Annotated in this window: 6 protein-coding genes and 1 pseudogene; 2 read left to right on the top strand and 5 right to left on the bottom strand. The window is 67.0% G+C overall.

The genetic code is table 11. The features are described 5' to 3' along the window. The 4 genes from RCJ92_RS14030 to RCJ92_RS14015 all read right to left on the bottom strand — a co-directional run. Positions 1–1,166: class I tRNA ligase family protein (locus tag RCJ92_RS14030; RefSeq protein ID WP_446754869.1), on the bottom strand; the 1,166-nt coding region annotated here is incomplete at its 3' end. 346 nt (positions 1,167–1,512) lie between these two features. Further along, positions 1,513–3,036 (bottom strand): glycerol kinase GlpK, encoded by a 1,524-nt coding sequence (glpK, locus tag RCJ92_RS14025; protein WP_421013627.1) that lies wholly within the window; start codon positions 3,034–3,036, stop codon positions 1,513–1,515. 155 nt (positions 3,037–3,191) lie between these two features. Further along, complete coding sequence (locus RCJ92_RS14020; RefSeq protein ID WP_391495672.1) at positions 3,192–3,923, bottom strand: MIP/aquaporin family protein; 732 nt, start codon at positions 3,921–3,923, stop codon at positions 3,192–3,194. Between the two features lie 48 nt (positions 3,924–3,971). Beyond that, the gene (locus RCJ92_RS14015; protein WP_421013628.1) at positions 3,972–5,651 is read right to left on the bottom strand and encodes a glycerol-3-phosphate dehydrogenase/oxidase; all 1,680 of its coding nucleotides are present in this window, start codon (positions 5,649–5,651) and stop codon (positions 3,972–3,974) included. Positions 5,652–5,820: 169 nt separating this feature from the next. Between RCJ92_RS14015 and RCJ92_RS14010 the strand changes: the two genes are divergently transcribed. Both RCJ92_RS14010 and RCJ92_RS14005 read left to right on the top strand, forming a co-directional pair. Then, the gene (locus RCJ92_RS14010; protein ID WP_360028913.1) at positions 5,821–6,768 is read left to right on the top strand and encodes a sugar-binding transcriptional regulator; all 948 of its coding nucleotides are present in this window, start codon (positions 5,821–5,823) and stop codon (positions 6,766–6,768) included. Between the two features lie 9 nt (positions 6,769–6,777). After that, positions 6,778–7,644 carry an alpha/beta fold hydrolase gene (locus tag RCJ92_RS14005; RefSeq protein ID WP_346922916.1) on the top strand — a complete coding sequence of 289 codons (867 nt, stop codon included), beginning with the start codon at positions 6,778–6,780 and terminating at the stop codon, positions 7,642–7,644. Between the two features lie 28 nt (positions 7,645–7,672). On the opposite strand, the pseudogene RCJ92_RS14000 reads toward RCJ92_RS14005, so the two are convergent. After that, a pseudogene (locus tag RCJ92_RS14000) lies at positions 7,673–8,008 on the bottom strand (primosomal protein PriA); the annotation flags it as partial.

Below are 8,008 nucleotides of genomic sequence, written 5' to 3'. Positions count from 1 at the left end.
TTGTCCAGCCCGTCCAGCTGCCCGGAGTTCACCAGCTTCCCGTCCCCGGAGGTGGCGGTCCTGGACACGGTCGGGTCTTCCTCCCCGGTGTCCACGACCACGCGCACCGGCAGGTCGAAGGCCAGGGCGAACTCCAGGTCGCGCTGGTCGTGGGCGGGCACGGCCATGATCGCGCCGGTGCCGTAGTCGGAGAGTACGTAGTCCGCCGCCCAGATCGGCAGCTTCTCCCCGGAGAGCGGGTTGATGCCGTAGCGGCCCAAAAACACCCCGGTCTTTTCGCGTTCGGTGCTCTGGCGCTCAATTTCGGACAGGTGGTTGACCTGCTCCTGGTAGCCGGCCAGCGCCTGGCGCTGCTCGTCGGTGACCAGTTCCCCGGCCAGGTCCGCGTCCGCGGCCACCACCATGAACGTCGCCCCGTACAGGGTGTCCGGGCGGGTGGTGAACACGGTGACGTCCTTGGCCGGCTTGTCCCCGGCCGCCTCGATGCTGAAGGTGACCTCGGCGCCCTCGGAGCGTCCGATCCAATTCTTCTGCATCAGCAGCACCCGCTCGGGCCAGTGGCCCTTGAGGTCCTCCATGTCCTGCAGCAGGCGGTCGGCGTAGTCGGTGATCTTGAAGTACCACTGGTTCAGCGACTTCTTGGTCACCTGGGTGCCGCAGCGTTCGCAGGCGCCGTTGACGACCTGTTCGTTGGCCAGCACGGTCTGGTCCTTCGGGCACCAGTTCACCGGGTGGTTCTTGCGGTAGGCCAGGCCCTTTTCGTAGAAGCGGTTAAACAGCCACTGGGTCCAGCGGTAGTATTCCGGGTCCGAGGTGTGCAGCCGGCGCGACCAGTCCGCGGAGATGGCGTAGCGCTTGAAGCTGGCGGCCTGGGTCTCGATGTTCTTGTAGGTCCATTCGGCCGGGTGCGCGTTGCGCTTGATGGCCGCGTTCTCGGCCGGCAGCCCGAAGGAGTCCCAGCCGATCGGGTGCATCACGTCGTAGCCCTTGAGCTTCCAGTAGCGGGCGACCACATCCCCCATCGCGAACGCCTCGGCGTGGCCCATGTGCAGGTCCCCGGAGGGGTAGGGGAACATGTCTAGGACATAGCGACGCTCGGCCGAACCGTCATCCTTGGGCTTGAAGACCTCTAGGTCTTCCCACACCTTGGCCCAGTTGGCCTCCATGGCACGAAAGTCGTAGGTTTTCGTCTCGTTCGTCGATGATGTCACTTAGCTCGTCTCACAAACATGCTCTGAATTGTTGGTCTCTCCCAGACACGCAAAGACCCCCGCAGCTGGCGTCGGGGGCGGCACCTTAGAGTAGGTGAAACTGGGAATACATATCACGATTCTACCGTACCGGCACCGGGTGGTGCCGCATCGGTGACGGGGTCCGATCCGCGGCCGGAACAGGCGCGCCACGGCACGCGCTTTGGGGCCGGTTAAACTGCCGCGCACCCCAGGCGTGGGCCTGGGGTGCGCGGCGCGCGGTGCCCGCGCCGCGGTGTGGCGGTCCGGGCGCCTGACCGGCTTAGACGTGCCGGGTGTCCTCGTCGACCCAGTCGAAGGTGCGGGTGACCGCCTTCTTCCACAGGCGCAGCTTGCGTTCGCGCTCCTCGGGGTCCAGGTTCGGCTCCCAGCGCTTGTCCTCGGACCAGTTCGACTCCAGCTCGCCCAGGTCCTTCCAGTAGCCCACGGCCAGCCCGGCCGCGTAGGCGGCACCCAGGGCCGTGGTTTCGGTGACCTTCGGACGCACCACCGGCACCCCGAGGATGTCGGCCTGGAACTGCATCAGGTTCTCGTTGGCGACCATCCCGCCATCGACCTTCAGCTCGGTCAGCGGGTCCGCGGCGTCGGCGTTCACCGCGTCCAGCACCTCACGGGTCTGGAAGGCGGTGGACTCCAGGGCCGCGCGGGCCAGGTGGTGCTTGTTCGCATAGCGGGTCAGGCCCACGATCGCCCCACGGGCCTCGGAGCGCCAGTAGGGGGCGAACAGCCCGGAGAACGCCGGGACAATGTAGACCCCGCCGTTGTCCTCGACCTGGGCGGCCAAATCCTCGATCTCGGCGCTGGTGGCGATCATCCCGATGTTGTCGCGCAGCCACTGCACCAGCGAGCCGGCCACCGCGATGGAGCCTTCCAGCGCGTACACCGGCTCGGCGTCGCCCAGCTGGTAGGCCATGGTGGTCAGCAGCCCGTTGGAGGACTTGACGATCTCATTGCCGGTGTTGAAGATCAGGAAGCAGCCGGTGCCGTAGGTGTTCTTCGCCGAGCCCGGGGTGAAGGCGGCCTGCCCGAACGTGGCGGCCTGCTGGTCGCCCAAGATGCCGGCCACCGGGGTTTCGCGCAGCAGCTGGTTGGTGTGCACGGTGCCGTAGACCTCGGAGGAGGAGCGGATCTCGGGCAGCATCGAGGCCGGGACCCCGAAGTCGGCCAGGATCTGCTCATCCCAGGCGCGGGTGCGCAGGTCCATGAACAGGGTGCGTGAGGCGTTGGTGACGTCGGTGACGTGCACGCCGCCGTCGGTGCCGCCCGTCAGGTTCCACAGCACCCAGGTGTCGGTGGTGCCAAAGAGCAGGTCCCCGGCCTCGGCGCGCTGGCGGGCGTTGTCCACGTTGTCCAGGATCCACTTGATCTTGGTGCCGGCGAAGTAGGTGGCCAGGGGCAGGCCGACCTTGTCCTTGTAGCGGTCCACTCCCCCGTCGGCGGCCAGGTCGTCGACGATCTGCTGGGTGCGGGTGTCCTGCCAGACGATCGCGTTGTACACCGGTTCACCGGTGTTCTTGTCCCACACCACGGTGGTTTCACGCTGGTTGGTGATGCCCACCGCCTCGATGTCGTGGCGGGTCAGGTTCGCCTTGGACAGGGCCTGGCCGATCACTTCGCGCACGTTGTTCCAGATTTCGGTGGCGTCGTGCTCCACCCATCCGGCCTGCGGGAAGATCTGCTCGTGTTCCAGCTGGCCCACGGAGATGACCTCACCGGCGTGGTTGAACACGATCGCCCGGGAACTGGTGGTTCCCTGGTCAATGGCGATGACGTACTTCGAGCTCATGGTTCACTCTCTTTTCGCTAAAAAAAACTACGTTGTTCTTTCCTCGATGCCCGGCCCCCTCGGGTGAGGGGGCCGGGCAGTGGGGTCACGGCCGCGGCCGGTGCGGGCACCTGCCTGAGACCAGCTTGTGTGATCCCCGCCGATAGCTCAAGGTTCTAGAACAGCGCGGCGGCACCAAGACCGCCCAGGACACCGCCGATGAGCGGTCCGGCAACCGGGACCCAGGAGTAGGCCCAGTCCGATGATCCCTTGCCCGGGATCGGCAGCAGGGCGTGCGCCAGGCGCGGACCGAGGTCACGCGCCGGGTTGATCGCGTACCCGGTGGGTCCGCCCAGCGAGGCGCCGATGGCTACCACGATCAGCGCGACGGCCAGCGGGCCCAACCCATGGGGGGTCTTGCCGAAGCCGTTGATCACGAACACCAGCACGAAGGTGGCGATGATCTCGGTAACCATGTTCCAGGGGTAGGAGCGGATGGCCCCTCCGGTGGCGAAGACGCCCAGCTTGCTGCCGCCGTCGATGGGTTCATCGAAGTGCTTCTTGTAGGCCAGCCAGGTGCCCACGGCGCCGAGCACGGCACCGATCATCTGGGCCGCGAAGTACAGCAGCATGTTCGCCACGGTCTTGTCCACGCCCGGTGCCAGCTCGGTGGCATCGGCGTTGACCATCAAACCGACGGTGACCGCCGGGTTCAGGTGGGCGCCGGAAGCGGCGGCCACCCAGACACCGGCGAAGACCGCCAGTCCCCAACCGAAACAGATCGTCAGCCAGCCCGCGGCGTGGCCCAACGTCCCCTTCAGATTCACATTGGCCACCACGCCGGTGCCCAATAGCAGCAGAATGAATGTGCCGGTGAGTTCGGCAAGAAATATATTCGGAGTCAACACTGACCTTCCTGGGGTGGACGCCGGCGGCCCACTGCCGCCGGCCACTGATTAGGTGAGAATCACCTCGTGGTGGGTTCGCAGCACCGAGAGCGCATGATTGATCTCGGCGTCGGTTTGGGCCCCATCCCAGCCCATGGGCACGGCGAGGCTGCTTGCCACCTCGTGCACCAATTCATTGGTCACCAGGCCGCGGAAGGCCAGGTTGGTGCGGCGGATGAACACGTCGATCAGGCGACCGACCTGCTCCTGCTCGGCCAGGTAGGCCAGCTCCTCGTGGGAGAGCTGGTCGCTGTGCTCCAGCAGGTGCTCATCCTCGCCCACGATGTCCAGCACCGCGTCGGCGCGGGTGCCGTAGCGTTCGAGCAGCACGCGCAGCCGTTCGCGTCCGGCCCGGTGCTCGCGGGCGGCGTACCAGGCATCCAGTTCGCCCTCGTTCATCGGGAAGTTCCGTCCGCCGCCGATCGGCACCCCGACGGTGCTCTGGCGCTGCTCGGCGCGCAGGAAGTTCAGCACCTTGCCGCCCAGGTTCTCACCCAGCGCGCGGAAGGTGGTCCACTTCCCGCCGATCAGCGAGAGCATCATGGTCTTGTCGGTCAGGCGGGTTTCCTTCACCTGGTAGTCGCGCGAGACGAACCCGGGGGCGGTGTCATCGTGGTTCGGCAGCGGGCGCACCCCGGAGAAGCGGTAGACGATGTCCTGGCGGTCGACCTTGATGTTCGGGAAGACGTGGTGGATCAGTTCGAAGAAGTAGTCCACTTCCTCCTCGGTGCACACCGCCGGTTCACGCATGTCGTGCTCCAGGTCGGTGGTGCCCACCAGCACGCGGCCAAGCATCGGGTAGATCAGCACGATGCGCCCGTCTTCGTGTTCGAAGAAGATCTCCCGGCCCCCGGTGGCGGCCAGCAGCTCGGGGTGGTCCAGCACGATGTGCGAGCCCTTGGTGCCGCCGGTCCACTTGGTGTCCCGGCCCAGGTCCTCGTTGGTCAGGTCCACCCAGGCGCCGGTGGCGTTCACGAGCACGTCGGCCTCGAACTCGAACTGCTCCCCGCTCAGCTCGTCGCGCAGCTGCGCCTTGCCGTCCTTGAAGCCGGTCAGCGAGGTGTAGTTGGTGGCGCGGGCCTGCGGGTTGGCGGCCAGCCCGTCGCGCAGCACGTCCAGGGTCAGGCGCTCGGGGTTGTGCACCGAGGCGTCAAAGTAGGTGGCGGTGTACTTCACGTCCTGGCGCAGCGCCGGCAGGTCCTTGCGCGCGTTGCGTCCGGCCTTGAAGCTGTGCCACGGGGTGTTGCGCCCGCCGATGCCGGCGAACACGTCGTACATGATCAGCCCGGCCTTGATCAGCGCCGCACCGCGTTCGGTGGGCTTGCCCGACTTGTGGGTCAGGAAGCGCATCGGGGCGGAGAGGATGCCGGAGAAGGTGGAGAAGATCGGGATGGTGGTCTGCAGCGGCTTGACGTAGTGGGGGGCGATCTGCAGCAGCGAGTTGCGTTCCTGCACGGACTCGTGCACCAGGCGGAACTCACCGTTTTCCAAGTAGCGGATGCCGCCGTGGATCATGTGCGAGCTGGCGCCGGAGGCGCCCTGGCTGTAGTCCCCGCGCTCGATCAGCGCAACGTCGATTCCCTGCATGGCAAGGTAGCGGAACGTCGCCACCCCGTTGATGCCTCCGCCGACCACCAGTACCTGCGCATTCGGCCGTTGGCGCAGTAGTTTCAGCTGGTCCCGTTGCACGGTCACCGCCCCCTTGTATCTCAACCTTTGGTCTTTATACGGTTAGTCTTGTCACGCAGGAACAAACAGGTCAAATGATTTGCACAAGTGTGCGAAAAAGGTGGTTTCGATGCAGGAATCGGTGCGCGGCACGGCACGGGCCCGGCCCAAATCTGACACATCCGTGCAAGTGGACCCAAAATCCCGCGATGCACTGCGGGCCGCGCACCTGTATTACGTGCAGGACATGAAGATGGAGAGCATCGCCCGGGAGCTGGGCACCTCGCGCTCCACCGTCTCCCGCCTGCTCTCCTTCGCCAAGCGCACCGGCATGGTCTCGGTGGAGATCAACCCGGCGGCAAACATGTCGGTGATGGCCGCCGCCCAGCTCTCGGACCTGTACGGGATCTCGGTACAGGTGGTGCCCACCGACGGATCCCTGGATGACACCCAGGTGCTGCAGCGGGTCTCCGCACACGCCGCCTACGTGCTGGGCAACATGGTCTCCTCCTCCATGACCGTGGGGGTGGCGTGGGGTTCGACGATGCAGGCGCTCTCCGCGGCGCTGGGCAGCCACCCCACCCATGACACGGTGATCGTGCAGCTGAACGGGGCGGCGAACCCGAACACCAGCGGGGTCGGCTACGCCAGCGAGATCCTCACCCGCTTCGGCCAGGCGTTCACCGCCCGGGTCGAGCAGTTCCCGGTCCCGGCGTTCTTTGACCGCGCCGCCACCCGGGAGGCGATGTGGCAGGAGACCTCGGTGCGCCGGGTGCTGAAGGTGCAAAGCGAAATGAACCTGGCGGTCTTCTCCCTGGGCGCGGCCAACGCCGCGGTCGCCTCCCAGGTGTACCGCGGCGGCTACCTCAGCGAGGCGGAGAACGCCCAGCTGCGCGAGATCGGGGTGGTCGGGGACGTGGCCACCGTGTTCTTCGACGCCGCCGGGCGCAGCCAGGACATTGAGATCAACAACCGCTCCACCGGCCCCAGCCTGGCCGCGCTGCGCGCGGTGCCGCGCCGGTTGTGCGTGGTGGCCGGACGCAGCAAGATTCCGGCTGTGCGCGGGGCTTTGGCCGGTGGCTTAATCACCGACCTGATCATCGATGAGGGAGCGGCCCTGGCCCTGCTCGGTGGGTAGCATTAACGCATGCGCCTTCGTGATGAACTGATCTCCACCCACCACCATCGGCACTCCACCATGAAGGTCTTCACCTACCCGTCCAGCACCGACACCCCGGCCGGGGTGATCCTGGCGGTGCACGGCTTCCGCGGGGACCACCACGGCCTGGCCCGGATCACCGAGCTGCTGCCCGAGTACACGTTCATCGTCCCGGACCTGCCCGGGTTCGGGGCCTCCAGCCCCATGGACACCGAACACGACGTGGAAGGCTACGCCCGGGTGCTCGATGACTTGGCCAGCGAGCTGCAGCTGGGCGGGCACGTGATCCTGCTGGGGCATTCCTTCGGCTCCCTGGTGGCCGCGAAGCTGGCCACGCTGCGGGTCTTTTCCTCGCTGATCCTGCTCAACCCGATCTCCGAGCCGCCCCTGGAGTCCTCCCAGCGGGTGATCGCCGCCGGCGCCGGGCTCTTCTACGAGGCCTGCGCGAAGCTGCCGGCCGGGGTGGGTGAGCGGATCCTGCGCTCGGGGCTGATCACCGATGCGATGAGCTGGTTCATGACCAAGAGCCGGGATCCGCAGCTGCGCCGCTATGTACGGGACCAGCACCGCGCCTACTTCTCCGGCTTCCACAACCGCCAAACCCTCTCCCAGGCCTACCGGGCCTCGATCAGCCACACGGTGCAGCAGTGGGCACCGCGGATCGCCGAACCGGTGCTGATGGTCGGCGGGGAGGACGATGAGATGGGCAGCCCCGACACCCAGGAACAGCTGCGCGCCAGCTTCCCGCAGGCGGTGCTGGTGATGCTGGAGAACGTGGGACACCTGATCCACTACGAAAAGCCGGAGGAGACCGCCTGGGCGATCCGCGAATTCCTCGCCGGGCGGCTGCGCTAACCGCGCCGGCCCACAGGCCAGGCGGGGTTTAGAGCACCTCGTCCGGGTCCACCCGGACGGTGACCAGCGGCTCCTTCGCCGCGGACATGCTCGCGCGCAGGCCCCGCAGCGCGGCGGTCACCGCCGGGCCCTGGGCGTAGGAGAAGAACAGCACGTAGCGGTGTTCGCGGGTCTGCTCATCAATGCTTGGCCCGTGCACGGTCACCGGCAGCTGCAGCTGCCCGATGAAGCGTTCGGCGCCCGGACCGGTGACGATCGCCGAGCGCACCGCCGGGGGCAGGCCGATCTCATGGCGTTCGGCCAGCTCGCGTTCGGCAAAGCCGGCCGGGTCCCACCGCACCAGAGCGTTGCCGGCCGGGCTCGG

The organism is Glutamicibacter sp. BSL13 (assembly GCF_052928425.1).
This window is presented reverse-complemented; position numbering and strand designations above follow the sequence as displayed.

Bases quoted from the DNA above. Each gene is read 5' to 3' on its own strand.
- RCJ92_RS14005 (WP_346922916.1), top strand. From the start codon at position 6,778: ATGCGCCTTCGTGATGAACTGATCTCCACCCACCACCATCGGCACTCC.
- glpK (WP_421013627.1), bottom strand. From the start codon at position 3,036: ATGAGCTCGAAGTACGTCATCGCCATTGACCAGGGAACCACCAGTTCC.